Source organism: Vibrio panuliri, assembly GCF_009938205.1.
GTDB classification, from domain to species: Bacteria; Pseudomonadota; Gammaproteobacteria; order Enterobacterales; family Vibrionaceae; genus Vibrio; species Vibrio panuliri.
The window spans coordinates 2,501,564-2,525,003 of sequence record NZ_AP019654.1 but is presented as its reverse complement, the minus strand read 5'-3'; the positions used below and the strand labels follow the sequence as shown (position 1 = coordinate 2,525,003).

Sequence of the window (23,440 nt, the reverse complement as noted above, 5' to 3'; positions counted from 1 at the left end):
AAAAGGATCGATAGATGAGCCTAAACTTTCTAGAATTTGAAAAGCCTATCGCAGAACTTGAAGCTAAGATTGAAGCGCTGCGTGACGTATCGCGTCACGGTGGCGAGGCTGGTGTCGATCTCGATAAAGAGATTGAGCAACTAGAGAAGAAAAGCCTAGAACTGAAAAAGAAAATCTTCAGTGATCTTGGTGCATGGGAAACGGCTCAACTAGCTCGCCACCCGCTGCGCCCATACACACTGGATTACATCGACCATATCTTTACTGAGTTTGATGAATTAGCAGGTGACCGTCACTACGCAGACGACAAAGCGATCGTGGGTGGTATGGCGCGTCTTGAAGGTCGTCCAGTGATGATTATTGGTCACCAGAAAGGTCGTGAAACCAAAGAGAAAGTAAAACGTAACTTTGGTATGCCAAAACCAGAAGGTTACCGTAAAGCGCTGCGCTTAATGCAGATGGCTGAGCGTTTTAACATGCCAATCATTACTTTCATCGATACCGCAGGTGCTTACCCAGGTGTCGGTGCAGAAGAGCGCGGTCAATCTGAAGCAATCGCAACCAACCTTAAAGTCATGGCGGGTCTTAAAGTGCCTGTTATCTGTAACGTAGTGGGTGAAGGCGGTTCAGGTGGTGCACTAGCGATTGGTGTCGGTGACTATGTGAATATGCTGCAGTACTCAACTTACTCAGTAATTTCACCAGAAGGTTGTGCGTCTATTTTATGGCGTGATTCTGATAAAGCGCCGCAGGCGGCAGAGGCGATGGGTCTGATCGCCCCACGACTAAAAGAGTTAGAACTGATTGACGAAATTATTGAAGAGCCATTAGGTGGTGCACATCGTGACCACAAACAAATGGCTGCAAATATGAAGCAAACGCTACTTCGTCAGTTGGAAGAACTTGAGCAGTTTGATGATGAAGCATTGATGGCGCGTCGTTATCAACGTCTTATGAACTACGGTTACTGCTGATCCCTGCCTACTCAGAATGACAGCGTTGTTGACGGGCGCTCGAAAACCTCATCACATAGTTTGACTATGCTCAGAGGCTTTTCTCGCTGGTCGCCTAGCTGTAATCCCGATTAGTTTGGGATAGCGACAATGAATAAAAAGGGTTGAGCAGGTCTCAGCCCTTTGTTTTTGTTTGGTCTGCCTACTCAGAATGACAACGTTGTTGACGGGCGCTCGAAAACCTCATCACATAGTTTGACTATGCTCAGAGGCTTTTCTCGCTGGTCGCCTAGGTGTAATCCCGATTAGTTTGGGATAGCGACAAGGAACAAGAAGGGTTGAGCAGGTCTCAGCCCTTTGTTTTTAGTCTGCTCTGCTTACTTGGAATCGCCGTGTAGTTGATATTTAGACAAGGGTTAAGTTTAGGCTTAACCTTTTTTTGTATGTAGAATAGCAGCCAGTTATTGATTAAATGCTTACACCCTATGGACTCGTTATATTCCTTGTTTGTTAATGCGTTGGCACAAAGCCAGCCACGAAAAATCGTCTTGGCCTTGAGTGGTGGCGTTGACTCAAGGGTGCTGCTTGATCTACTTGCCCAGTATCAGCATGACTTTGACTGTCATTGCTTAGCGGTGCATGTGCATCATGGCTTGAGTCAAAATGCGGAGAGTTGGGCGCAGCAATGTCAAACTTGGTGTCAAGCTGCCAATATTGCGCTAGTGGTGGAGCGAGTCGAGCTATCATTAACTGGTCGCAGTATCGAGGAAAGTGCACGAGAAGCGCGTTATTTAGCGCTGGCTAAGCACCTTGAGGCTGGCGATGTATTACTAACAGGGCAACATAGTGATGATCAATTAGAAACCTTCTTGCTGGCGCTTAAGCGCGGCAGTGGGCCAAAAGGTTTATCCGCGATGGCACAGCAGATGCCATTTGGTCAAGCCACCATTATTCGCCCTCTATTACGAATTTCGCGTTCGCAAATTGAGGCATACGCACAAGATAAGCATTTGGTGTGGGTTGACGATGAAAGCAACCAAGACATACGCTTTGATCGCAATTTTATTCGCCATCAAATCTCACCGCTCTTGCAGCAACGTTGGCCTCATTTTTCCCAAGCTGTGCAGCGCAGTAGTGAATTGTGTGCCGAGCAGGAAGCCTTGCTTGAGGAACTGCTTAGCGACAAGCTCAGACAAGCGATGGGGAAGAATCAAAGCTTATCGATAGACTGTTTATCACAGCACAGTGAGCGAGTGCGTGGGCAATTGCTGCGTATGTGGCTGAGCGCATTGGGGCAAAAGATGCCCAGTCGGGACCATTTGAGCAAGTTATGGCAGCAAGTTGCCTTAGCTCGTGAAGATGCAAATCCAATCCTCAACTTGTCTGGCGGGCAGGTTAGGCGTTCAAACGGTGAGTTGTATTGGGTTGAAGCAGCGAAAGATATTTCCCAATGGCAGCACAATATCGCGCTGGAACAACGCTTAACGTTGCCGGAGCACTTAGGTTCTTTGCAGTTGATACTGACAGGTTCAGGGCAATTATCCTCAGATGCACTCGCGCGAGGCTCGCTTGAAGTGATATTTAACCCCGAAGGCTTGAGCGCCCATCCTGTTGGTCGCCGCCATAGTCGCAAGCTGAAGAAGCTATTTCAAGAATATGGTGTGCCGAGTTGGTTACGTCGCCGCACGCCTATTTTGCTTTGTGATGGAGAGGTGGCAGCAATCGCAGATTTATTTATTGATCAGCGGTTTGCAGGTCAAGACTGTGAACTTATCTGGGACAGAACAGCGACAGTTATGTGACAATTCTATCGAACAATAACAAACGATAATAAGTACACATAAGGAAGCGCAATGAAGAAAGTGATTATTGGTTTGGTCTTCTCAGCGGTTATGCTGAGCAGTCCTACGATGGCGGCAGGCGATGTGGCTGCTGGTAAGGCTAAAGCGGGTGTTTGTGCTGCTTGTCATGGTGCGGATGGTATCGCCATGATTCCGGGCTATCCAAACCTGAAGGGACAAAATGAGCAGTATCTCGTTTCCTCAATCAAAGCTTATCAAACCAACCAACGTCAAGGTGGGCTTTCTGCGGTGATGAAAGCACAAGCGGATATGTTAAGCGATGCCGATATCGCCAATTTAGCGGCCTACTATGCTAGTTTGAAGTAGAGAGCGGCAAAAAACAGTATTTCTCGCCCAAGCCTCTTTGCTTGGGCTTTTTATTAGCGTGTCTTTTTGGGATAATGCGCTAAACAACGTAAGTTTAAGGGATGAACATGAAAAAAATTGAGGCGATTATTAAGCCTTTTAAATTGGACGATGTGCGTGAAGCGTTAGCAGAAGTTGGCATTACAGGTATGACGGTTTCTGAGGTAAAAGGTTTTGGTCGTCAAAAAGGCCATACCGAGCTTTATCGTGGCGCTGAGTACATGGTTGATTTCCTACCTAAGGTAAAACTAGAAATCGTGGTGACTTCAGAAGTGGCTGATCAATGTGTTGATACCATCATTGAAACCGCGCAAACTGGTAAAATTGGTGATGGTAAAATTTTCATCACTGACATTGAACGTGTTGTTCGTATCCGTACTGGCGAAGAAGACGAAGACGCTATCTAATCTCGACAAAAGAGCCGCAAGGCTCTTTTGCTGTTTTTGCTTCAGTAGGATGCTGCGCTCAATATGGATATACAGTTTGAGTTGACCCTATAAGTGACATCCGAGCCATGAAAAAAAAAGTTCTCCTTTCTCTCCCTCTTGTCGTGATTGCCCTTGGCTTTATCGCCTATCAGGTTGTGTTTACCCTACCTCAACGCGCACAGGTTTCGACACTCTCTTCCAATGTCGTTTCACCCAAATTAGCTTGTTACAACAATCCTAACCCCATCGCGATTGATAACGATGGGCGGCTTAATATTCTTGTATGGAATATCTACAAGCAAAATCGTCCCCAGTGGCAGGCTGCATTAGCGGCTCTTTCGCAAGATAAGCAGTTGCTACTGCTGCAAGAAGCAAGCATGACACCTCAGTTACGTCGCTGGATAGACCAAGGTAAATGGAGTGGTAATTTGGTCGATGCGTTTAAAGCTTTCGATACCTCGGCTGGCGTGTTGAACCTTGCTCACCAACTGCCGAAAAAAGCTTGTGCCTATACCGAAATGGAGCCATGGCTGATGTTACCTAAGTCAGCTCTTTACGCGACCTATCCGATGTCGAATGGAGAAACATTGGCCGTTGTGAACATTCATGCGGTTAACTTTACTCTGGGCACAGAGGAGTACCAGCATCAGTTAGCGGCATTGACGCGTGCTTTAGCGAAGCATTCTGGTCCATTAATTATTGCTGGGGACTTTAACAGTTGGAGTGAAGAGCGACTTGCGGTTATGAAAGGTTTGTTGAACAAATTGAATGTAAAAGCTGCGGTATTTCATCCAGATCATCGCAAGCTGTTTATTAATGGCTTGCCTTTAGATCATCTGTTTTATCGAGGCTTAGTGCTAGAAAAAGCAAAGGCACCAATCTCTGATGCCTCTGATCATAACCCGTTAGAGGTCTATTTCCGTTTGCCGTAGACTGACTTTGCATTAGAAAATCAGTAAATAGAGCGCCCAAGCGATAAAATAACCGCCCCAAGGTAATGCTGAAATCACCAGTGCTTGGCCGCGCTCAAATTCCGTCCAAGTGCCAACTGCTGCATAGCCCAGAGCAATATACCAAGGGAGTAACAACGGCAGGGCATTGGCGAACTCAAACCAGTGATGAGTCATTGGTAGCTTAAGAAGCCCGTTGAGGCTATTGAGATCGGCGGCGTAACTCATGACTTGTCCATGCTTAAGCAATGCGCTGACATAACTAGCAAGATCACCCAATACAGCTGGAAAGATAATCACGCAACTGGCAGCAAACCACTGCCAATAGCCATGTAGATGTTGGCTAGGTTTAGTGGCGAAATAAAACCAAAATGCGAGCAGGGCAATGGTGGTGAAACGACCAAAAATATCCAAGATAATCTCAGTCGCCATCAATGTATTGGCATCCAATAAGGCCACTCGATCTGGGCTAACTTGTTCAAGTTGCGGCAGCAGAGCTTGCTTTAACCAGACAAAATTCACCATATCGAAATAGGCACCCCAAAAGAAAAATGGGGAGATAAGCAAGACAATAAACGGCTGCCAACCCCACATTCCTCGTTGGTGCAGCGCTAAAAAGCACGCACTCGGCGAGCGGAAGATATCGACAAGCATGGTCAAAGGGTTGCTAGATGGTGTCATACACTTACCTTAGTGACATCTACGTAGAGCTTGAGCTTTTGTCCTGGTTGCAGATATTTTTTCTTTTGCAAGTTGTTCCATTTCACCACATCTTGGCTCTTAACCTTAAACTTGCTGGCAATGCCACTGACTGTGTCTCCATTGCGTACACTGTAGAACACAGTACGAATGATTGCACCATCAGCGCTGTTTTTCCATACCACCAGTTTTTGCCCAACACGTAATGTGTCGCGAGGTCCCATACCGTTCCATTTTGCTAAGGATTGATGGGAAACCTTATTGGCTTTAGCAATACTCCATAAGCTATCACCTTTAGCAACTGTGTGAGTGAGCTTGTACTTGCCACGCGCGGTAGACTGGGTTTTTGCCAGTCGATTTGAAGCACTTAGGGTATAGGCTTTGTCGTCTTTAGTTGATACAGGGATCAGCAAATGTTGCCCAACACGAATTGTGTTATTGGACATGTTGTTGGCACTACGGATGACTTTCGTTGTAGTGTTGTACTTACGCGCTAATACACTTACTGTGTCGCCAGATTTAACTTTATAACGAACTACTTTCATTCCTTTTCCGCGATTAGCGGTAAGTTCTGTTTTGAACTTTTTAACTGAATCTACAGGTAAAAGTAGTTGGTTGTTTTTATCTGGTGATGTCGCCCATTGGTTGTAGGCAGGATTAAGGCTTTGCAGCTCGCGTACCGAAATGCCCGCGTAGTTGGCGGCAATGGCGAGATCTAACTGCTCGTTTGGTTGCACCACTTCAACCACAGGTTGGTTTTTAATCGCAGGTATGTCTATGCCATACTTCTCTTGGTTGGCAATAATATCGGCGAGCGCTAGAAGCTTTGGTACATAACTGCTGGTTTCTTTCGGTAAATCCAGCGAGAAGAAGTCGATTGGTTTGCCGAGTTTTTTGTTTTTACGAATCGCGCTAGAGACGCGACCACCACCACTGTTGTAGGCAGCGATGGCATGTGACCAGTTGCCATCAAAGCGCTGATTTAAGTCGGTGAGGAAATCGAGAGCGGCGTCAGTTGCGGCCGGTACATCTCGGCGACCGTCATACCAGAAATTCTGCTCAAGACCGTACATCTTGCCTGTTGATGGCACGAACTGCCATAAACCGGCGGCACTACCATGTGAGTATGCGAATGCATCGAATGAACTCTCTACCACAGGGAGAAGGGCTAGCTCCATTGGCAAACCACGTTGTTCGATCTTCTCAGTAATTAAGTAGAGGAACGGCTCAGCGCGCTGAGAGACGGTTTTTAGATGGCCAGGATGCTTTAAGTACCAAGTGCGGTAGTAGTCCACTTTTTTGTGGTTCGGAATTGGCATTTCCAATTGCATCGCAATGCGTTTCCACACATCTTGTTGCGATTGAGGTGTGACGACTGGAGCTGCAACTACGTCAGGTTCTACAGGTGTAGTCACCGATGATGCTGGAGCTACTGTAACAGTAGAACTTTTGTCTGAAGTTGTCTGAACATCAGATTTTTCAGTAGTAGGCTGGGTCGTTTGGCAGCCGGCTAAAAGCAGCGCCACCACCCAGCGGTATTTAAATCGCATGAAACAGCCCTTTTAAAAAATGGCTGCTGATAATACTTGCGACTTTGGTTAGATGACAAGCAAGAAAACGTTAAAATTCGTTCTTCCACTCACGTAATGCTGTAAAAATTGAGATCGGATCAATTTGTGAGGTGCGGTTGCTTACTGACTTTATGACACTGGGCTCATCTGTGCGCAAAAATGGATTGACCCATTTTTCGCGACGAATAGTGGTCGGTAGAGTGGGCTTATTTTGTGCTCGTAGACGATTGACTTCATCACGGTAGTTTTGCAACTGCGCATTGTCCGGCTCGACTGCAAGGGCAAAAGCGATGTTACTGGCTGTATACTCGTGGGCAGCGAAAACTTCGGTTTCCTCTGGTAAAGAGACCAGTTTTTGCAGTGAGAGAAACATCTGCTCCATCGTACCTTCAAAAACGCGACCACAACCGGCAGAGAATAGCGTGTCACCACAGAATAACTTGCCATCACCCACATAGCCAATATGACCGAGCGTGTGTCCTTCTAAGCCAATCACCATAAATACTTCATCAAACAGATTAATTTGATCGCCTGCACTGACCGCGTGTGTCAGCGTTGGCACCGGTTCATCGGCCGGCCCTACCACATCAATGTTGGGAAACTGACGCACAAGTTCCGGAATGCCACCGATGTGATCATTATGGTGATGCGTAATCAAAATAGCGTCTAAAGTTAACTCGTGTTTTTGGAGATAGTCCAACACTGGGGCGGCATCGCCTGGGTCGACGACAGCACAACGGCGATCGCTATTTTCGATCAGCCAGATGTAATTGTCGTTAAATGCAGGTATGCTTTTGATATCTAACATGGTTGGGTCTCCATTCATCAAAGTGAGCTAGCTATGAAACCAGCACGCAGTGAAAAAAAGCTTCAGCAGCCCCATTCTTGGGCGCAATTAAAAAATGGTCAATGGGTTAACGAATCTATCCAAACTCGGTTAGATGAGTGGTGCCCAAAGTTATTTGGTTACCATATGCTAAAACTGGGCGGCTTAAGCTGCGAGCTAGCTAGCTGTAACTGTAATATTCAACATCAAGTTAATCTAGATATCCACAATCCTTTGCATAATGTGATTGCAGATGGCTACGATTTGCCCTTTTTGGAAAAAAGCTTTGATGTGGTCATTCTTGCGCATCAACTGGATTACTGCAATGACCCACATCGCATGTTACGGGAAGTTGATCGGGTAATGATGGATGATGGTTATCTTATCATCACTGGATTTAACCCAGTCAGTTTGACCGGGCTCGCCAGCTTAATGCCGTGGCGAAAAAACAATTTGCCTTGGAGTGGGCGGATGTTTACCCCAAGTCGAGTCAAAGATTGGCTAGGTATTTTAAACTACCAAGTGGTGGAGTGTGACCGTTATGGTCTGTTTCCAATGCAGCGTTATCGAACGATGTGGACATGGCTTGAAAACAGCATGGGCGATTGGGCAGCCCCGTTTGGAAGCTTGTATTACATAGTGGCACGCAAACGCACTTATCCACTTAAACCGATCAAACCGCATTGGAAGCTAAAACGAAAATTGACGCCGATTGGCGTCAATTACAAAGTATCTTCCAACTCAAAGTAGTGGTTAGTTGGGAATATAACCGACATCTTCATCGGTAGGGTTTTCTGCGGCTGCGCGCGCCAGTTCATCACACATTTCGTTTTCACGGTGACCAGCATGACCTTTGACCCAACGCCAATCAATTTGGTGGCGTTCTGTTTCCTTGTCTAATGCTTGCCAAAGATCAGCATTTTTAACTGGCTTTTTATCTGCCGTTTTCCAACCGCGTTTTTTCCAATTGTGAATCCACTGCGTAATACCTTGACGAACGTATTGGCTGTCGGTGGTAAGAATGACATTACAAGGCTCTTTTAAAGCTTTGAGCGCGACGATAGTTGCCATCATTTCCATGCGGTTGTTGGTGGTAAGGGTAAATCCTTTTGCTAAGGTCTTTTCATTTTGTTTGTAGCGAAGAACGATGCCGTAGCCGCCAGGCCCCGGATTGCCTAAGCAAGAACCATCTGTGAAAATTTCCACTTGTTTCGTCATGATTTGATACTATAAGAGCTTGCACATAATTACTCATAGTCTGACACATATAGTTTGTAATGAATACCAGCATCAATTCCAATCAGCATCGTATCGTGGTACTCGATACCGAAACCACGGGTATGAACCAAGAGGGTGGTCCACACTACCTTGGCCATCGCATTGTCGAAATCGGTGCGGTAGAGATCATCAACCGCAAACTGACGGGGCGACATTTTCACGTCTACATTAAGCCAGATCGTGAGATCCAGTCTGAAGCGATTGGCGTTCACGGTATCACCGATGAGTTTTTGCGTGATAAGCCGCAATATAGTGAAGTTCACCAAGAGTTTCTCGACTTTATCAAGGGTGCTGAGCTGGTGGCGCACAACGCGCCCTTCGACGTCGGTTTTATGGACTATGAGTTTGATAAGCTCGATCCTCAAATAGGTAAAACCGAACAGTACTGTAAGGTGACTGATACCCTGGCGATGGCGAAGAAAATCTTCCCAGGCAAGCGTAACAACCTTGATGTATTGTGTGATCGCTATGGTATCGATAACTCACACCGTACTCTCCACGGGGCATTGCTCGATGCGGAGATTCTAGCTGACGTCTACCTCCTGATGACAGGTGGGCAAACATCACTGCAGTTTAATACGGGTAGCAATAGTGAAGGAGTGGGAGGCGAGTCGATAAAACGTGTTTCCGGCGAGCGAAAATCGCTAAAGGTTTTGCGTGCAACCGCCGATGAAATAGAGGCACACAATAGTCGATTAGATATCGTTGAAAAAAACGGTAGTTGCCTTTGGCGTCAATAGGAGAAAAGATGTTGAGGATTGGATTCGCCCTGTTAGGGCTGTTAGTTAGTTCTCTCTGTTTTGCAACGCAGAGTGCCTCAATGTCTTTGCTCGACAACCGTTTCCGTGTCGATCCGAGTATCGAACAGATCACTTTTGTCATTTATCGCGCAGAAAACTCAGTGCCTGTGGTACTGGTGCGCCCAGACGGGCGCAAATATTACTCACATCGTCATCCAGATAATGTTCGTTGGTATCAAGAATCAGCGATGGACATTATCTCGATTGAAAAACCTATGCCAGGTCCTTGGCAAGCGGTGGGTAAAGTGACGCCTAAAAATAAGATTAAGCTTATTTCACATCTCAAGCTCTCTTCTGACGTCTTGCCTGAGCGACTTTTCCAAGATGAGCAGATTAAGTTCACCGCTCGTTTAACGTCTGATGATAAACCTCTGTTACTGCGCGACTTTCTTGACCGTGTAAAACTTAAAGTGACCTTTACCAAGTTTGTCGAAAATGAAGAGTCGCTGATCAAAGAGGCGCGTCCGGTGCCGATTGAAATTGGTGAGTTTGCCGATGACGGTATCGACTTGGACGAAAAAGCGGGCGATGGGGTGTTTACGGTGAAGTTGCCTATTACCCCTGCGCCGGGCAAATATCGAGTGCGGATCACATCTGGTAATGGGGTGTTTTTGCGTGCTCAAGAGCAAGAGGTATTAGTGTATCCTAACCCAATCACACTTACGTTTATTCAATCTCGCCAGGAACAGCAATCACATCAAGTGATATTTACCGGTGAGCAAGGCATGATTGAGCCGGGCAGTTTAGCCGCTCATATTGAACATACTGATGCGCAAGGGGTAACCATTGCAGTGGAAGGTGCTGCGGCATCCGCTGAGTCGATGAACGTTGAACTGGCTATTCCATACTCGGGTGTGATCGGTGAGTACTCGTGGCAAGGTGAAGCATACGCCACGGAACTCGGTTCCGGTCGTGAGTTGATGTTCCCGTTAAGCGAGCATACTTATAGCGTAGTGAAAGATATCGACTTGGCAGAAACCCGCCGCTTGCAAGAGCAAGAGCGAGAAAAGCAAGCTAAGTTGCTGGCCGAGAAACGCATTGCTGAAGCGCGAGAAGCACAGCGTAAGAAGAGCATGTTAATCATCGCGATTGGTAATGTGGTGGTGGTGATTTTGGGCTTGGTGATTTGGTTTGTGATGCGCAAACTCAAAGCCAAACGCGCGGCGATTCCTGAGATGCAATTGGAAATGCCAAAGAAGTAATGGAACGACCTTGATGGTCAGTAAAAAGGGCTGCATTGCAGCCCTTTGTTGTTATTTAGCACGACTTACGCGACTTCACCCATCGCCAGTGGCTGCAAAGGTTTTGCCGCCAGTTCTTGTGGGTCAAAATCATCAACATTGATCACATACAAGCGTTGTTGCTCCGCTTCGATAAGCAGTTGAGCCTCTTGTTGTTCAAGAACACCTAACTCTAATCCTTGCTGGGCAATTTTATCGAGCATCAAGAATGGCTTACGTTTGCCTTGGGCTTGACACACTTTATCAAACAGTGGTTCTGCTTTAAGAATGATATGCAGAGCCTGCTCAATGCGTCCGGCGGGGTTGTACTCACTGGCAGTCAGGTACTGATTTCGACCTAGTCGAGAACGAGTGTCACTGGGTGTTTGCAGCAGTTGTGCGACTTGGCTATCCAGTTTATCACTTGGCGCTTTGCGTGCGCGACCAAGTGGCATGACGATAAACTTAAGTAGTGCTGCCACCGTTTTATTTGGGAAGTTAGCCAGCAAACCTTCAATGGCTCGTTCGGTTTGGTACAAGCTGTCTTGCATCCCCCAATGAACCAAAGGTAGATCTTGCTCGTTGCGACCTTCAATATCGAAACGTTTGAGTGTTGCTGAGCTGAGATAGAGTTGGCTCAGTACATCACCTAAACGAGCGGAGAGGCGTTCTTTGCGTTTTAGTGAGCCACCTAAGACTGCCATTGAGATATCGGCAAGCAGAGCGATATTCGCGCTGTAGCGATTCAACTGCTGATAGTAGCGTTGAGTTTGGTCTTTGACGGGCGAAGCAGAGAAACGGCCATCAGTAAGGCCTAGCCAGAAGCTGCGTACTAGGTTACTAATGGTAAAGCTTACATGACCCGCGAGCGCGGCATCAAACTGGGTTAGAGCATCACTGTGATCAGAGTACGCAGCTTCCATCTCACTCAATACATACGGATGACAGCGAATCGCACCTTGACCAAAGATGATCATCGAGCGAGTTAAAATGTTGGCGCCTTCCACTGTGACGGCAATAGGGGCGCCTTGGTAGCCGCGGGCCAAAAAGTTAGATGGGCCAAGGCAAATACCTTTACCGCCGACAATGTCCATTGCATCAATGATGCTGCGTTGACCGCGGTGGGTACAGTGGTACTTCACAATGGCAGAGATAACGGAAGGTTTTTCTCCTAAGTCGATGCCAGCAACGGTCAACTCGCTGGCTGCATCCATGACATAGGCATTGCCAGCAAGGCGAGCTAACGGTTCTTCTACCCCTTCCATATGACCAATCGGCTGCTTGAACTGACGACGGATTCGGGCATAGGCACCAGTTGCAAGTGCGGCGGTTTTGATGCCACCAGTTGAGTTGGAAGGTAGCGTAATACCACGCCCTACTGAAAGGCACTCAACCAACATGCGCCAGCCTTGTCCTGCCATCTTTTCGCCACCAATGATGTAATCGATCGGGACAAAAAGATCGTTAGCTCGGGTTGGACCGTTTTGGAAAGGGACATTGAGTGGGAAGTGGCGATTGCCAATTTCAACCCCTTTTAAGTGAGTAGGGATCAGCGCACAAGTAATGCCAAGATCTTTTTTCTCACCAAGCAAACCATCGGGGTCTCGCAACTTAAATGCCAGCCCAAGAACAGTCGCGACAGGGGCCAGAGTAATGTAGCGTTTATTCCATGTTAAGCGCATACCGAGTACTTTTTCGCCTTGCCAGTCGCCGTAGCAAACCACACCGTAATCAGGGATTGCGCCTGCATCTGACCCTGCTTCAGGGCTGGTTAAAGCGAAACATGGGATCTCTTTACCTTGGGCAAGACGCGGTAAGTAGTACTCTTTTTGCGCTTGGGTACCGTAATGTTGCAGTAATTCTCCCGGTCCAAGTGAGTTAGGAACGCCGACCGTCGAAGAAAGCACACCAGAAACGCCAGTCAATTTTTGAAGGACTAATGATTGTGCATAGGCGGAGAACTCAAGACCACCATATTGCTTTTTAATGATCATGGCGAAGAACTTATGATCTTTTAAATATTGCCAGACTTGTGGCGGAAGATCGGCCAATTCGTGGGTCACTTGATAGTCAGAGACCATGGCACAGACTTCTTCAACTGGGCCATCAAGAAAAGCTTGTTCTTCAGCACTCAACTTGGGCGCTTTGATGGCATGTAACTTATCCCAATCGGGTTTGCCTTTAAACAATTCTGCTTCCCACCACACCGTACCTGCATCCAGTGCCTCTTTTTCGGTTTGGGACATGGCTGGTAACACTTTACGAAACAGAGTCAGCGCTTTGCGACTAATCAGCGATTGGCGAATCGATGGGATTGCCAACACGGCAAGCGCAGCCAGATAGAGAACCCAGGCAATAGAGCCCGCGTTACCCAATGCCGTTAACGTGATCATGGTTGCTGTCAAAGCGCCAATCGTCACGACAAGAGAGGTTCGGTGATAGAGGCAAATACCGAGGATAACGGCAAAGCCAAGAATAGAGAGCAAGATATCCATATAGAGGTTCCTTTTGCAGACTTTGTTGGTATTACTTGTACGTCTGTATTTGAATAAGTGGTCTAACCAGTTAAATTGTAATCGAGATATTAATAAAATGTAAAACCAATATTTGTCTAAAAAGTGATCTATGTAGAGTAAAGATTCTATAAATGGGCGGTGATGGCGATTTTGTATACGTGAAAGGTCAAGAATCATTGAAATCTTGCTTGCTAACTATCGACAGTTGCACTGGTTCAAGTAAACTCAGATAAGTTAATGGGTGTGACTGCCCTCCAATCAAAATAGAATTCAAGAGAGTGCTTATGTACCAGGATTTGATTAAAAGCGAGCTAACAGAAGCTGCTGACGTGCTGAACAAGTTCTTAAGTGATGACCACAATATCGCCCAAATTGAAGCGGCGGCGAAGTTGATTGCGGATTCATTCAAACAAGGCGGAAAAGTTTTATCTTGCGGTAACGGTGGTTCTCACTGTGACGCAATGCATTTTGCTGAAGAACTGACTGGTCGTTACCGTGAAAACCGTCCTGGTTACCCAGGCATCGCTATTTCAGATCCAAGCCATCTATCTTGCGTGAGTAACGACTTTGGGTACGATTTTGTCTTTTCTCGTTATGTAGAAGCGGTAGGCGCGAAAGGTGATGTTCTGTTTGGTCTATCTACATCAGGCAATTCTGGCAATATCCTAAATGCGATTGATGCTGCGAAAGCAAAAGGCATGAAAACCATCGCTCTAACGGGTAAAGATGGTGGCAAGATGGCTGGTTGCGCGGATATTGAAATTCGTGTTCCACACTTTGGCTATGCCGATCGTATTCAAGAGATCCACATCAAGATCATTCACATTGTGATTCAACTGATCGAGAAGGAAATGGAGAAGTAATCTTCATTCCAAACCACACGGTTTAGGTTTACAGCGACTGCATAAAAGTCGCTGTAAATGGCAAGAGAGGGAGTGAGATAAGCCATGTGTGAATTGCTCGGAATGAGCGCCAATGTACCAACTGATATCTGTTTCAGTTTTACCGGTCTGATGCAGCGTGGTGGCAACACAGGGCCACACCGTGACGGCTGGGGCATTACCTTTTATGAAGGTAAAGGCTTTCGTACTTTTAAAGATCCTAACCCAAGCTGTGATTCAAAAATTGCCGAACTGGTTCAGAACTATCCAATTAAGAGCCTTGCGGTGATCAGTCATATTCGCCAAGCGAATCGTGGGGCGGTTAACCTCGAAAATACCCATCCTTTTACCCGCGAGTTGTGGGGACGTTATTGGACCTTTGCTCATAATGGACAATTAACCGATTACCAAGATCTGGTTACTGGACGTTTTCGTCCCGTTGGTCAAACAGACAGTGAGCTTGCATTTTGTTGGCTGCTAAAGCAGTTAGAACAACGCTATCCAGAGCCACCTCAGGATATGGTTGGTGTGTTTCGTTTTATTGCTGAGATTTGTGATGGGTTGAGGGAGAAAGGCGTATTCAATATGTTGCTTTCCGATGGCGAGTACGTCATGACCTATTGCACCAATCATCTTTATTGGATCACTCGACGCGCGCCTTTTGGCAAAGCTTCTTTGATAGATGAAGATGTGGAAATCAACTTCCAAGAAGAAACGACCCCAAATGATATTGTCTCGGTGATTGCGACTCAGCCCTTAACAGACAACGAAACTTGGCATCGAATGAAGCCTGGTGAGTATGGGATTTTTCATTTCGGTGAGTTGATTGATGGCAATGAACAGGCGCTGGTGGACGTGCCATTTGCACCGAAAAAGGTTGCCAGCCAAGCACCAACAGAGCCTTTGGAGTAAAGCGCGAGTAGGGAATCTTGTTTTGTTATTTCAAAGCGAGATCCCCAACTCGGTCGTACCTCCCTCTCGGGGATGACAAGTTTGTGTTTTGTCGCACCTCGTCTAGGCTTGTCATTCCATAGAGCGCGTGAGCGCGAGTAGGGAATCTTGTTTTGTTCTTTGAAAGCGAGATCCCCAACTCGGTCGTCCCTCCCTCTTGGGGATGACAAGTTTGTGTTTTGTCGCTCCTCGTCTAGGCTTGTCATTCCATAGAGCGCGTTAGCGCGAGTAGGGAATCTTGTTTTGTTATTTGAAAGCGAGATCCCCAACTCGGTCGTCCCTCCCTCTCGGGGATGACAAGTTTATGTTTTGTCGCATCTCGTCTAGGCTTGTCATTCCATAGAGCGCGTTAGCGCGAGTAGGGAATCTTGTTTTTGTTCTTTGAAAGCGAGCTCCCCAACTCGGTCGTCCCTCCCTCTTGGGGATGACAAGTTTATGTTTTGTCGCTTCCAATAAAAAAGGCCGATGTTTCCATCGGCCTTTTGCATCTCTTAACACTGATTAAGCAAGTTGTGCTTTTAGGTGCTCAACGATATCTGCCATCGCGACAGCCGTTTTCTCGCCGCTGCGACGGTTCTTGTATTCGAAGTTGCCTTCGTCCATGCTGCGGTCGCCAATCACGATAGTGTGAGGGATACCGATCAGTTCCATATCAGAGAACATAACGCCTGGGCGTTCTTTACGGTCATCGAATAGCACTTCGATACCCATTGCAGTCAGTTCAGCGTATAGCTTCTCAGCCGCTTCTTGAACGCGCTCAGATTTGTGCATGTTCATCGGTACGATAGCAACTTGGAAAGGCGCTAGTGCGTCTGGCCAGATGATGCCGTATTTATCATGGTTCTGCTCAATGGCAGAAGCAACAACACGTGATACACCGATACCGTAACAGCCCATTTCTAGGATAACGTTCTTACCGTTTGAATCGAGAACACCACAGTTCATTGATTCAGAGTACACATTACCAAGCTGGAAGATGTGACCCACTTCGATACCACGTTTAAGCATTAGCGTACCTTGACCACATGGGCTTGGATCGCCTTCTACTACGTTACGTAGGTCAGCTACTTGACCAAGTTCTACATCACGACCCCAGTTGATACCGAAGTAGTGTTTGCCGTCGATGTTTGCGCCTGCGCCGAAATCGCTCATTACTGCTACTGAGCGGTCAACGATAAACGGTAGCTCAAGACCAACAGGGCCTAGTGAACCTGCGCCAGCACCAATTAGCTCACGCATCTCTTCTTCAGTTGCCATCTCAAGAGGAGCGGCAACTTCTGGTAGGTTCTCAGCTTTGATTTCGTTTAGCTCGTGGTCACCACGGATGATTAGTGCAACGATCGGCGCATCAATTTCATCAGAAGCTTTAACGAATAGAGTCTTAACCGTTTTCTCGATTGGTAGTTCGAACTGCTCAACAAGTTCTGCAATAGTTTTCGCGTTTGGCGTGTCAACTAGAGTCATTTCTTGCGTTGGTTCTGCACGCTCAACTGCAGGAGCAACCGCTTCTGCTTTTTCGATGTTTGCTGCGTAATCAGACTCAGTAGAGAAGGCGATTAGGTCTTCACCACTTTCCGCTAGTACGTGGAACTCTTGAGAACCGTTACCACCGATCGCGCCTGAGTCTGCCAGTACTGGACGGTACTCAAGACCCATGCGGTCGAACGCTTTACAGTATGCGTCATGCATCGCTTGGTAAGATTTCTCTAGACCCGCTTTGTCGATGTCGAAGCTGTACGCATCCATCATGCAGAATTCACGTGCACGCATTACGCCGAAACGAGGACGACGCTCATCACGGAACTTAGTTTGGATCTGGTACAGGTTGATCGGCAGTTGTTTGTACGAGCTCACTTCATTACGCACAAGCGCAGTGATCACTTCTTCTGCTGTTGGGCTTAGTACAAACGGACGAACGTGGCGGTCAGTAAAGCGAAGTAGTTCAGGACCCATCTTTTCGCTGCGGCCTGTCTCTTCCCATAGTTCAAACGGCTGAACAACGGGCATCAAAGTTTCGATTGCACCTGCATTGTCGATCTCTTGACGAACGATGTTTTCGACTTTACGCAATACACGTAGACCAGTAGGTAGCCAGGTATAAAGACCTGAAGCCAGCTTACGGATCATACCTGCACGTAGCATGAGCTGGTGGCTCACTACTTCTGCGTCGTTTGGAGTCTCCTTCAGAGTAGAAAGAAGATAATTACTGGTACGCATTAAATTTATCCGTTTATTAAAGTGAAATACTCACGCCTCATAGGGGCAGAGTATGAAGGTTCCCGGTAGGGGAAATTGTTAGCCGCTTATAATATCAGCCAAATCGATTTGTCAAAAGTGTTCAATGGTAGTAACAGACACTAAGTTATCGTTTACGGTGAATTTAATGTTCAAATCGAACAAATTGACCGCGTATTCTTTACTATCTGGCTTACCTTTTTTGTATGCAGGTCGTGGATCTTGGGCTAAGACTTGCTCAATCACTTGACGAACTTGCTTACCATTGGGGTGTTTGCTTAGTTGGTCGGCTGCCGCAGGAAGAAAGCACACGATCGCTTTTTCTGGTTCATTTTCTGCATAGCCACCTGTCGCATTGTGGATTGCATCTGAATAAGGGATATAAGGCTTTATATCAACAATTGGTGTGCCATCCACCAAATCGACGCTACCAAGCTCAAGATAGAATTGGTCACCTTGTTGGCTGACTCCTTTAAGTTCTACCGCAGACATGCCAATCCCGTTAGGTCGGAAGGTAGAGCGGGTTGCCAGTACCCCGATTCGCTCGTTTCCTCCTAGACGGGGTGGACGTACTGTCGGCTTCCAGCCTGCAGCAAGGTTTTGATCGAACAAAAACAGCAGCCAAACGTGACTGAACTGCTCAATACCTCGGACGGCTTCAGCGCAGTTGATTGCGCCTTCCAGCCTTACTCTTGCCGTGGCTGCGGGGACTAAACGAGGCTGTCGAGGAACTGCAAATTTCTCTTTGTATGGGCTTTCTATGGTGCCGATAGGCTCAATGGTGTACATGCCATCATCTCTTACTTAACTTCGCCTACACGATAGCACAACCTTAGGTGACTATTGCTGACAAAATGCCGTCAGAAAAACACTTGATCTTTATTTGATAATGATTATCATTTGTTATGTTATAACATTTCAATTAGGAAAAGCTATGAAAGAGGGAATTCACCCTGAATACCGCAAAGTGGTGTTTCATGACACCAGTGTTGATAAGTACTTCATCGTTGGCTCAACGCTGCAAACCGACAGAACGATTGAATGGGAAGATGGCAATACGTACCCGTACTGCACTTTAGATGTCTCTTCTGAGTCGCATCCATTCTATACCGGTAAGCAACGAGTACTGCAAAAACAAGGGCGAGTATCGAACTTCAACCGTCGCTACAGTCGATTCAAGGAGCAAAAATGAAAGTAGTAAAATCACTAAAAAGCGCCAAAAACCGTCATCCAGATTGCCAGATTGTCAAACGACGTGGACGTCTGTATGTGATTTGTAAAACCAATCCGCGTTTTAAAGCCGTGCAAAAGTAGTCTTGCTCTGGTGTTGAATTTTTCAACTAAATTAAACTGGTTTAAGTAGATGTATAGACCAGATTTTTGATGAAATGCTGGTTAAATATTCTACCAAATTTTAACTTTTGTTACATTTTGAATTTGTTTTACATTCCCTCCTTCAAGTAGATTGTTCCCGCTTTGTGACAAATTGTTCACATTTGCATAGGAATAACTACAAGGAGGGAGCAGATGAGTTCATCTGATTCAATAAGACAAGACTCACCGAAAAAAACTTTATTTACCCGCTTTTTAGATACGGTTGAGTATTTGGGGAACTTGTTACCCCATCCCATCACACTATTTGCCATTTTCTGTTTAGCTATTTTAGTCACCTCCGGTATTGCTGGTTACTTTGAAGTGTCGGTGATGGATCCGCGTCCGGAAGGTGCGAAAGGTCGTGCAACTGACGGTATGATTCACGTTGTGAGCCTACTCAATGCTGATGGCTTACAACTGATCGTGACTAACTTAGTGAAAAACTTTGTTGGCTTTGCTCCGTTAGGAACTGTGTTGGTTGCGATGTTAGGTGTCGCAATTGCTGAGCACTCAGGCCTACTGTCAGCAGCAATGCGTGGTTTAGTTATGGGGGCATCTCAGCGCATGGTGACCGTCACGGTTGTGTTTGCTGGTATTATCTCCAACACCGCTTCTGAGTTAGGTTACGTAGTACTGATCCCACTGGCGGCCATGCTGTTTCATTCATTAGGACGCCATCCTTTGGCCGGTCTTGCCGCTGCCTTTGCAGGGGTTTCTGGCGGCTATTCGGCAAACTTGCTGATTGGTACTGTTGACCCGCTTCTTTCTGGTATTACTGAAACTGCCGCGCAAATGATCGATCCTACTTATACGGTAGGACCAGAAGTAAACTGGTACTTCATGTTTGTCTCTACCTTCTTTATCGCCATCACGGGTGCTTTAGTGACCGAGAAGATTGTTGAGCCGAAACTCGGCAAATACAATGATGAACAGGCGGCAGAAGACCTTTCCCAAGATTCTATGGGTAAGTTAACCGATGTTGAGAAGAAAGGATTGAAACTCGCTGCTGTTGCTGTGGTTGTCGTGTCCGCTTTGTTAGCATGGACAATTGTCCCTGCCGACGGTGTGCTGCGCTCTGAGGCTGGTACGGTAGCTGGCTCACCTTTCCTTAAGAGTATCGTTGCTTTTATCTTTGTTTTCTTTGCCATTCCGGGCTTTGTTTACGGCAAAGTGGTTGGCACGATGAAAAATGATCGCGATGTGATTGATGCGATGGCGAAGTCAATGTCTTCAATGGGCATGTACATCGTGTTGGTCTTTTTTGCCGCGCAATTTGTCGCTTTCTTTAAATGGACTAACTTTGGGCAGGTGTTCGCGGTTGCAGGGGCAAGTTTCTTACAAGAGATTGGCTTAACCGGCCCAATGCTGTTTTTTGCCTTTATCCTTATGTGTGGTTTCATCAACCTAATGATTGGTTCTGCATCTGCACAATGGGCAGTTACGGCGCCAATATTTGTTCCAATGCTGATGTTAGTTGGCTATGCACCAGAGACGATTCAAGCGGCTTATCGTATTGGTGACTCTACCACCAACATTATTACGCCTATGATGAGCTACTTTGGTTTAATCCTTGCTGTTGCCACTCGTTATATGAAGAACCTTGGTATTGGTACGCTAATCGCGACAATGTTGCCTTACTCTATCTGTTTTATCGTTGGTTGGAGTTTGTTGTTCTATGTTTGGGTCTTTATCTTAGGACTGCCAGTTGGACCGGGTGCGGCGACTTACTACACACCTTAATTTGGTGAAAACAAAAAAAGCTGGCTTAAAGCCAGCTTTTTTTATCAAGTCAGTTAAGGGCAGCTTATTACCAGCCTTTAACTACGCCACCGTTGAAGATTTCAGAAGCTGCAGAATACACTTCCTCAGATTGGTAAGCTTTAACAAAGTTCTGAACATTTTCAGCGTTAACGTTGTTTTCGCGTGCAACGATTAGGTTTACGTATGGAGACTCTTTATCTTCAACAAAGATACCGTCACGTTGTGGAGTCAGGTCAACAGAAGCGGCATAAGTGTTGTTGATTACTGCGAGAGTTACGTCATCAAGTGCACGTGGAAGTTGCGCAGCATCCAATTCAACAATCGTTAGATTTTTTGGATTTTCAACGATGTCACGTACGGTTGCGAGCAGACCAACGCCGTCACGTAGAGAGATTAGCCCTTGCTGTTCAAGCAACAGTAGCGAGCGACCTAGGTTAGTTGGATCGTTTGGTACTGCGATGCGTGAGCCATCTTCAATTTCATCTACAGCTTTAACCTGTTTTGAGTAACCAGCAATTGGATAGACAAACGTGTTTCCAGCAATAACGAGCTTATAACCGCGGTCAACAATTTGCTGATCTAGGTATGGTTTGTGTTGAAACGCATTGATATCGATTGAACCATCGTCAAGTGCCGCATTTGGTGTGACGTAGTCAGAGAACGTAATCAGCTCAACTTCTAGGCCAAACTTGTCTTTTGCTACTTTTGCCGCCACTTCAGCTACTTGCTCTTCTGCACCAGCCATTACACCAACTTTGATCTTACTGTTGTCGACTTCCTTTTCACCGCAGCCAGAAAGAACCAATGCTGACGCTACAGCGACAAGAGCAATTAAACTTTTAAAACCAAATTTCATAACACATCTCCTTATATGAATTCTTATCTATGATCTACGCGGTGAACGATTGCATCACCGATAGATTGAATAATCTGAACTAAAATAATCAACATCACGACTGTCACTGCCATTATGGTCACGTCATAACGGTGGAAACCGTAACGTATGGCGACATCACCCAGACCACCGCCACCTACGGTACCTGCCATTGCCGAGTAGCTGACCAGGGTCACAAGTGTGATGGTAACTGAGTTAACTATGGTCGGTAATGCTTCAGGTAGCAGAACCTTAGTGATGATTTGCAGTGGCGTTGCACCCATTGCTTGTGCGGCTTCAACCAAACCAGTCGGTACTTCTAATAACGCACCTTCAATGAGTCGAGCAACAAAAGGAATCGCACCGATAGTGAGTGGCACGATGGCTGCAGTGGTGCCAATAAAAGTGCCGACTAACAACTTAGTGACAGGAATAATTGCCACCATCAACACCAAAAATGGCACTGAGCGACCAATGTTCACTATCGCTCCTAGTACGCTGTTTAAGCGAGGATTTTCAAGTAAGCCACCTTTTTTTGTTGTGTGGAGGATAACGCCAAGTGGAATACCAATGGCAAAACCAACCACTCCTGAAACGGCGACCATATATAGCGTTTCCCAAGTCGCGCCTAACAGCAAGTCTGCGTTTAAGCTTAGCCAATCAGAAATCGTATTAAAGGACATAGCCAAGCACCTCTACTTTTACGTTGTTCTCACGCAGGAATGCAATTGCATTGTTATCGTCTTCTTCACTACCAAACAGTTCAGCTACCATCATGCCAAACTTAACACCACCGGCGTAATCAAGGTCTGAACTTAGGATGTTGACGTCAATGTTGTACGTACGCGAAATCTGGCTCATCAGCGGAGCGTCTACCGTTGCTCCAGTAAATTCGAGACGGACTAACGGGTAACTGCCCTCAACGCGGGTTGGTTGCAGACGCACTTGATAGTCTTCAGGAATAGATAAATCCAGTGTCGAACGGATAAATTCGTGCGCAAGCTCAGTTTTAGGGTGAGCGAAAATTTCACCCACTGTGCCTTTCTCTACCAGCTCACCACCACCGATAATCGCCACTTCATGGCAGATGCTTTTCACGACATCCATCTCATGGGTGATCAGCAAGATAGTGATTTGCAACTGGCGATTGATTTCGCGTAATAACTCTAGAATTGACTGAGTGGTTGCGGGATCCAGTGCGCTGGTCGCTTCATCACACAATAGTACTTTAGGGTCACTGGCGAGCGCACGAGCAATCGCGACACGCTGCTTTTGACCGCCACTCAGGTTTGATGGGTAACTTTCATGCTTGTCAGCCAACCCAACCAGTTTTAGTAGTTCTGTGACCTTCTGGTTAATGTGCGCTTTCTCTTTGCTCGCGAGTTCTAGCGGCAATGCAACGTTTTCAAACACCGTGCGAGATGACAGCAGATTAAAATGCTGGAAAATCATCCCGATGTTGCGGCGAGCGGCACTCAGTTGAGATTTGGTGAGTTTGGTCAAATCAACGCCATCGACGATGATTTCTCCACTGGTTGGTGCTTCAAGCATGTTTACACAGCGGATCAGGGTACTTTTACCTGCGCCAGATGCGCCGATAACCCCAAAAATAGTCCCTTGGGAGATATGGAGGTTAATATCTTTCAAGGCATTGATTTCCTTCTTGCCTTGATAGAACACCTTATTTACCTGATTAATTTCAATCATTGAGAAACCTGCTTATGCTCGACTCTTAGAACAGTATATTATTTTGAGCTACATCTCATTTAATAGACGATGCTATGGGTTTGTTGAATTAGTGTCAATAGATATTTTTACGTCTAGACGTCTAAAAGTATCTTTACAAGCAAACGATTAAGTAATTAGATAGTGATGAAAGCAATAAAGCGGGTATAATCCCCTCAGTTATACAAGTA

General features: G+C 46.3%; 22 protein-coding genes and 1 pseudogene. 13 read left to right on the top strand and 10 right to left on the bottom strand.

Annotated elements, in window-relative coordinates; genetic code table 11:
• Window positions 1-14 precede the first annotated feature (14 nt).
• From accA to GZK95_RS11480, 5 genes are all read left to right on the top strand, one after another.
• On the top strand, window positions 15-974 hold the full coding sequence (accA, locus tag GZK95_RS11500; protein WP_075706906.1) for an acetyl-CoA carboxylase carboxyl transferase subunit alpha: 960 nt from the start codon (window positions 15-17) through the stop codon (window positions 972-974).
• A 464-nt stretch (window positions 975-1,438) separates the two neighbouring features.
• Window positions 1,439-2,755, top strand: a complete 1,317-nt coding sequence (gene tilS, locus GZK95_RS11495; protein WP_075713350.1) for a tRNA lysidine(34) synthetase TilS — start codon at window positions 1,439-1,441, stop codon at window positions 2,753-2,755.
• Window positions 2,756-2,806: 51 nt separating this feature from the next.
• The gene (locus tag GZK95_RS11490) at window positions 2,807-3,121 is read left to right on the top strand and encodes a c-type cytochrome (protein WP_075706910.1); all 315 of its coding nucleotides are present in this window, start codon (window positions 2,807-2,809) and stop codon (window positions 3,119-3,121) included.
• Between the two features lie 107 nt (window positions 3,122-3,228).
• Window positions 3,229-3,567, top strand: a complete 339-nt coding sequence (glnB, locus tag GZK95_RS11485) for a nitrogen regulatory protein P-II (protein WP_075706912.1) — start codon at window positions 3,229-3,231, stop codon at window positions 3,565-3,567.
• A 107-nt stretch (window positions 3,568-3,674) separates the two neighbouring features.
• The gene (locus tag GZK95_RS11480; RefSeq protein WP_075706914.1) at window positions 3,675-4,520 is read left to right on the top strand and encodes an endonuclease/exonuclease/phosphatase family protein; all 846 of its coding nucleotides are present in this window, start codon (window positions 3,675-3,677) and stop codon (window positions 4,518-4,520) included.
• A 12-nt stretch (window positions 4,521-4,532) separates the two neighbouring features.
• Here GZK95_RS11480 and GZK95_RS11475 read toward each other — a convergent pair whose 3' ends face one another.
• The 3 genes and pseudogenes from GZK95_RS11475 to gloB form a co-directional block, all read right to left on the bottom strand.
• Window positions 4,533-5,219, bottom strand: coding sequence for a YIP1 family protein (locus tag GZK95_RS11475; protein ID WP_075713348.1), 687 nt, complete (start codon window positions 5,217-5,219; stop codon window positions 4,533-4,535).
• Window positions 5,216-6,625, bottom strand: a pseudogene (locus GZK95_RS11470) (LysM peptidoglycan-binding domain-containing protein); the annotation flags it as partial. The gene GZK95_RS11475 and the pseudogene GZK95_RS11470, both read right to left, overlap by 4 nt.
• A 232-nt stretch (window positions 6,626-6,857) precedes the next feature.
• Complete coding sequence (gene gloB, locus GZK95_RS11465; RefSeq protein WP_075706920.1) at window positions 6,858-7,616, bottom strand: hydroxyacylglutathione hydrolase; 759 nt, start codon at window positions 7,614-7,616, stop codon at window positions 6,858-6,860.
• A 33-nt stretch (window positions 7,617-7,649) separates the two neighbouring features.
• On the opposite strand from gloB, the gene GZK95_RS11460 reads away from it, so the two are divergent.
• Entirely contained in the window at window positions 7,650-8,384 is a 735-nt protein-coding gene (locus tag GZK95_RS11460; protein ID WP_075706922.1) for a class I SAM-dependent methyltransferase, read from the top strand.
• 3 nt (window positions 8,385-8,387) lie between these two features.
• On the opposite strand, the gene rnhA is transcribed toward GZK95_RS11460, so the two are convergent.
• A complete protein-coding gene (gene rnhA, locus GZK95_RS11455; RefSeq protein ID WP_075706924.1) occupies window positions 8,388-8,852 on the bottom strand; it encodes a ribonuclease HI in 465 nt (154 codons plus the stop codon).
• Window positions 8,853-8,911: 59 nt separating this feature from the next.
• On the opposite strand from rnhA, the gene dnaQ reads away from it, so the two are divergent.
• Window positions 8,912-9,652, top strand: coding sequence for a DNA polymerase III subunit epsilon (dnaQ, locus tag GZK95_RS11450; RefSeq protein WP_075713344.1), 741 nt, complete (start codon window positions 8,912-8,914; stop codon window positions 9,650-9,652).
• An 8-nt stretch (window positions 9,653-9,660) separates the two neighbouring features.
• Window positions 9,661-10,914: a TIGR03503 family protein gene (locus GZK95_RS11445; RefSeq protein ID WP_075706928.1), complete on the top strand. Its 1,254-nt coding sequence runs from the start codon at window positions 9,661-9,663 to the stop codon at window positions 10,912-10,914.
• Window positions 10,915-10,979: 65 nt separating this feature from the next.
• Here GZK95_RS11445 and fadE read toward each other — a convergent pair whose 3' ends face one another.
• Complete coding sequence (fadE, locus tag GZK95_RS11440) at window positions 10,980-13,427, bottom strand: acyl-CoA dehydrogenase FadE (protein WP_075713342.1); 2,448 nt, start codon at window positions 13,425-13,427, stop codon at window positions 10,980-10,982.
• 305 nt (window positions 13,428-13,732) lie between these two features.
• Here fadE and lpcA point away from each other — a divergent pair, with 305 nt between their 5' ends.
• Entirely contained in the window at window positions 13,733-14,311 is a 579-nt protein-coding gene (gene lpcA, locus GZK95_RS11435; RefSeq protein ID WP_075706932.1) for a D-sedoheptulose 7-phosphate isomerase, read from the top strand.
• A gap of 84 nt (window positions 14,312-14,395) precedes the next feature.
• Window positions 14,396-15,241 (top strand): class II glutamine amidotransferase, encoded by an 846-nt coding sequence (locus GZK95_RS11430; protein WP_075713340.1) that lies wholly within the window; start codon window positions 14,396-14,398, stop codon window positions 15,239-15,241.
• Window positions 15,242-15,781: 540 nt separating this feature from the next.
• Here GZK95_RS11430 and GZK95_RS11425 read toward each other — a convergent pair.
• The gene (locus tag GZK95_RS11425; protein WP_075713338.1) at window positions 15,782-17,497 is read right to left on the bottom strand and encodes a proline--tRNA ligase; all 1,716 of its coding nucleotides are present in this window, start codon (window positions 17,495-17,497) and stop codon (window positions 15,782-15,784) included.
• Between the two features lie 111 nt (window positions 17,498-17,608).
• Window positions 17,609-18,304 (bottom strand): tRNA (N6-threonylcarbamoyladenosine(37)-N6)-methyltransferase TrmO, encoded by a 696-nt coding sequence (gene tsaA, locus GZK95_RS11420; protein ID WP_075706697.1) that lies wholly within the window; start codon window positions 18,302-18,304, stop codon window positions 17,609-17,611.
• A 145-nt stretch (window positions 18,305-18,449) separates the two neighbouring features.
• On the opposite strand from tsaA, the gene GZK95_RS11415 reads away from it, so the two are divergent.
• From GZK95_RS11415 to GZK95_RS11405, 3 genes are all read left to right on the top strand, one after another.
• Window positions 18,450-18,707: a type B 50S ribosomal protein L31 gene (locus GZK95_RS11415; RefSeq protein ID WP_075713336.1), complete on the top strand. Its 258-nt coding sequence runs from the start codon at window positions 18,450-18,452 to the stop codon at window positions 18,705-18,707.
• Window positions 18,704-18,829 (top strand): type B 50S ribosomal protein L36, encoded by a 126-nt coding sequence (gene ykgO, locus GZK95_RS11410; protein ID WP_004744821.1) that lies wholly within the window; start codon window positions 18,704-18,706, stop codon window positions 18,827-18,829. The genes GZK95_RS11415 and ykgO overlap by 4 nt, the downstream gene beginning before the upstream one ends.
• A gap of 213 nt (window positions 18,830-19,042) precedes the next feature.
• Entirely contained in the window at window positions 19,043-20,629 is a 1,587-nt protein-coding gene (locus GZK95_RS11405) for an AbgT family transporter (protein ID WP_075713334.1), read from the top strand.
• Between the two features lie 67 nt (window positions 20,630-20,696).
• Here the strand turns inward: GZK95_RS11405 and GZK95_RS11400 are convergent, their stop codons facing one another.
• The 3 genes from GZK95_RS11400 to metN are packed head-to-tail and all read right to left on the bottom strand — an operon-like array spanning window position 20,697 to window position 23,231.
• Window positions 20,697-21,506 carry a MetQ/NlpA family lipoprotein gene (locus GZK95_RS11400; protein ID WP_075713332.1) on the bottom strand — a complete coding sequence of 270 codons (810 nt, stop codon included), beginning with the start codon at window positions 21,504-21,506 and terminating at the stop codon, window positions 20,697-20,699.
• A 23-nt stretch (window positions 21,507-21,529) separates the two neighbouring features.
• On the bottom strand, window positions 21,530-22,207 hold the full coding sequence (locus GZK95_RS11395) for a methionine ABC transporter permease (protein WP_075706693.1): 678 nt from the start codon (window positions 22,205-22,207) through the stop codon (window positions 21,530-21,532).
• Window positions 22,197-23,231 carry a methionine ABC transporter ATP-binding protein MetN gene (metN, locus tag GZK95_RS11390; RefSeq protein WP_075713330.1) on the bottom strand — a complete coding sequence of 345 codons (1,035 nt, stop codon included), beginning with the start codon at window positions 23,229-23,231 and terminating at the stop codon, window positions 22,197-22,199. The genes GZK95_RS11395 and metN overlap by 11 nt, the downstream gene beginning before the upstream one ends.
• Between the last annotated feature and the right edge of the window lie 209 nt (window positions 23,232-23,440).

Coding starts and splice junctions, on each gene's coding strand:
- accA (WP_075706906.1), top strand. CDS start 15: ATGAGCCTAAACTTTCTAGAATTTGAAAAGCCTATCGCAGAACTTGAA.
- tilS (WP_075713350.1), top strand. CDS start 1,439: ATGGACTCGTTATATTCCTTGTTTGTTAATGCGTTGGCACAAAGCCAG.
- GZK95_RS11490 (WP_075706910.1), top strand. CDS start 2,807: ATGAAGAAAGTGATTATTGGTTTGGTCTTCTCAGCGGTTATGCTGAGC.
- glnB (WP_075706912.1), top strand. CDS start 3,229: ATGAAAAAAATTGAGGCGATTATTAAGCCTTTTAAATTGGACGATGTG.
- GZK95_RS11480 (WP_075706914.1), top strand. CDS start 3,675: ATGAAAAAAAAAGTTCTCCTTTCTCTCCCTCTTGTCGTGATTGCCCTT.
- GZK95_RS11475 (WP_075713348.1), bottom strand. CDS start 5,219: ATGACACCATCTAGCAACCCTTTGACCATGCTTGTCGATATCTTCCGC.
- gloB (WP_075706920.1), bottom strand. CDS start 7,616: ATGTTAGATATCAAAAGCATACCTGCATTTAACGACAATTACATCTGG.
- GZK95_RS11460 (WP_075706922.1), top strand. CDS start 7,650: ATGAAACCAGCACGCAGTGAAAAAAAGCTTCAGCAGCCCCATTCTTGG.
- rnhA (WP_075706924.1), bottom strand. CDS start 8,852: ATGACGAAACAAGTGGAAATTTTCACAGATGGTTCTTGCTTAGGCAAT.
- dnaQ (WP_075713344.1), top strand. CDS start 8,912: ATGAATACCAGCATCAATTCCAATCAGCATCGTATCGTGGTACTCGAT.
- GZK95_RS11445 (WP_075706928.1), top strand. CDS start 9,661: ATGTTGAGGATTGGATTCGCCCTGTTAGGGCTGTTAGTTAGTTCTCTC.
- fadE (WP_075713342.1), bottom strand. CDS start 13,427: ATGGATATCTTGCTCTCTATTCTTGGCTTTGCCGTTATCCTCGGTATT.
- lpcA (WP_075706932.1), top strand. CDS start 13,733: ATGTACCAGGATTTGATTAAAAGCGAGCTAACAGAAGCTGCTGACGTG.
- GZK95_RS11430 (WP_075713340.1), top strand. CDS start 14,396: ATGTGTGAATTGCTCGGAATGAGCGCCAATGTACCAACTGATATCTGT.
- GZK95_RS11425 (WP_075713338.1), bottom strand. CDS start 17,497: ATGCGTACCAGTAATTATCTTCTTTCTACTCTGAAGGAGACTCCAAAC.
- tsaA (WP_075706697.1), bottom strand. CDS start 18,304: ATGTACACCATTGAGCCTATCGGCACCATAGAAAGCCCATACAAAGAG.
- GZK95_RS11415 (WP_075713336.1), top strand. CDS start 18,450: ATGAAAGAGGGAATTCACCCTGAATACCGCAAAGTGGTGTTTCATGAC.
- ykgO (WP_004744821.1), top strand. CDS start 18,704: ATGAAAGTAGTAAAATCACTAAAAAGCGCCAAAAACCGTCATCCAGAT.
- GZK95_RS11405 (WP_075713334.1), top strand. CDS start 19,043: ATGAGTTCATCTGATTCAATAAGACAAGACTCACCGAAAAAAACTTTA.
- GZK95_RS11400 (WP_075713332.1), bottom strand. CDS start 21,506: ATGAAATTTGGTTTTAAAAGTTTAATTGCTCTTGTCGCTGTAGCGTCA.
- GZK95_RS11395 (WP_075706693.1), bottom strand. CDS start 22,207: ATGTCCTTTAATACGATTTCTGATTGGCTAAGCTTAAACGCAGACTTG.
- metN (WP_075713330.1), bottom strand. CDS start 23,231: ATGATTGAAATTAATCAGGTAAATAAGGTGTTCTATCAAGGCAAGAAG.